This is a genomic window from Vibrio sp. 10N.222.55.B11 (assembly GCF_041473705.1).
In the GTDB taxonomy this organism is placed as follows: domain Bacteria; phylum Pseudomonadota; class Gammaproteobacteria; order Enterobacterales; family Vibrionaceae; genus Vibrio; species Vibrio crassostreae_C.
This window is the reverse complement of the sequence record NZ_JBFRST010000153.1, coordinates 1-1,111: the sequence shown is the minus strand read 5'-3', so window position 1 is coordinate 1,111 and position 1,111 is coordinate 1. Positions and strand designations below refer to the sequence as shown.

Below are 1,111 nucleotides of genomic sequence, written 5' to 3'. Positions count from 1 at the left end.
TTTAAACGCTGGCTCCTCTATCGAGAGACCGATAACAAACATGAACGCTACATAGGACTTCAAGCATAAACCTCGAATAGTCGACTGGGTCTCGAACCCGCATTACGCAAGCATGAGTTAGCTTATTATGAATACCAAAATCAATCAAAGCATCAACGTTGGAGTTGATACCGGCAAAACACAATTAGACATCCACATCAGGCCACTAGACCTATTTTTCTCAGTAGAGAACAATGATAAAGGCATCAAAAAAGCACTCAAAACGATTAAGAGTCACAGTCCTGAACGAATCGTTATTGAAGCAACAGGCCGATTAGAAATGCCTTTTGTTCTTGCATGTGCAGAGGCTCAATTACCTATTGTCAGAGCAAACCCTGTCCACATAAAACGGTTCGCTGGTGCTATTGGCCGCAGAGCCAAAAATGATCGTTTAGATGCAGAATTGATTGCTCACTATGGAGAAGCAATCAAACCAGCTCTTACTGTCATAAAGCCAAAAAACATACGCCTAATGAGTGACTTAGTCATTCGCCGAAACCAGTTGTTATCCATGCAAACCATGGAAAAGAACCGAATCCAGATACTTCCCGCTTCTCTCCATCCGACTATCAAACCGATGCTAACCACGATAAAAAAATCAAATCACCAAGTTAGAAGAAAAGCTCGTTAAACTCATTGAAGATAGCCCTGAATATCAGGCTAAAAACACAATATTGCAGAGCGTCCCTGGAATAGGAAACATTGCCGCTGCATCAATAATTAGCAACGTACCAGAACTTGGCTACATCACAAATAAACAAGCGGCATCACTAATTGGTGTCGCTCCAATAACACGCGAAAGTGGGCGCTACAAAGGTAAGCGCGTGATCCAAGGCGGTCGAGCGCAAGTACGCACAGTGTTATATATGGCAATGATGTCAGCCATGCAATGTAACCCCCGTATTCAAAGCAACTTATGCTCGACTTGTAGCTGCCGGAAAGCCTAAGAAAGTCGCAATAATCGCGTGTGTTCGAAAGATGGTTGTGACTCTTAACTCTATGCTGAGAGATGGCGCCATGTGGGATGAAAACACTGCCAAAAATTAATCATTGACGCCATAGTCGTTTGTTA

Annotated in this window: 1 pseudogene; it reads left to right on the top strand. The window is 43.0% G+C overall.

The features are described 5' to 3' along the window. Positions 1-127 precede the first annotated feature (127 nt). Positions 128-1,086: pseudogene (locus tag AB4503_RS25475) on the top strand (IS110 family transposase). Positions 1,087-1,111: the final 25 nt, after the last annotated feature.